The organism is Bradyrhizobium sp. Kon69 (assembly GCF_055807515.1).
This window is the reverse complement of the sequence record NZ_JBVVOS010000124.1, coordinates 1-423: the sequence shown is the minus strand read 5'-3', so window position 1 is coordinate 423 and position 423 is coordinate 1. Positions and strand designations below refer to the sequence as shown.

General features: G+C 58.6%; 1 protein-coding gene. It reads right to left on the bottom strand.

What is annotated here, in order from left to right:
- Window positions 1–385 (bottom strand): cation:proton antiporter domain-containing protein (locus AC0L3U_RS38500; RefSeq protein WP_473364978.1); only part of this gene is annotated, 385 nt, incomplete at its 3' end.
- Window positions 386–423 lie beyond the last annotated feature (38 nt).

Sequence of the window (423 nt, the reverse complement as noted above, 5' to 3'; positions counted from 1 at the left end):
AGGAGATCGCCAGGATCGCGCCAAGGAACAGCGAATCCATGGTGTTCCAGTCGAACCACTGGCCAATCTCGTAGCCGATCCAGATCATCAGGATGATTTCCAGGAACGCCGCGATAAACGCCGTGGCGCCGACCTTGAACAGCTTGCGCAGGCTGAATTCCAGGCCCAGGCAGAACATCAGGAAGATCACCCCCAGCTCAGCCAGGGTCTTGATCGTGTCTTCATCATGAATCAGGCCGAACGGCGGCGTGTGGGGGCCGATGATGAAGCCCGCGACGATATAGCCCAGCACCACCGGCTGCTTGAGGCGATGGAACAGAATGGCGACCACCCCCGCCACCAGCATGATCACGGCCAAATCCTGGATAAAGCTGATGGCGTGCATGGCGAGGGGCTCCTTGAAATAGCTGGCGCTTTTCTCAC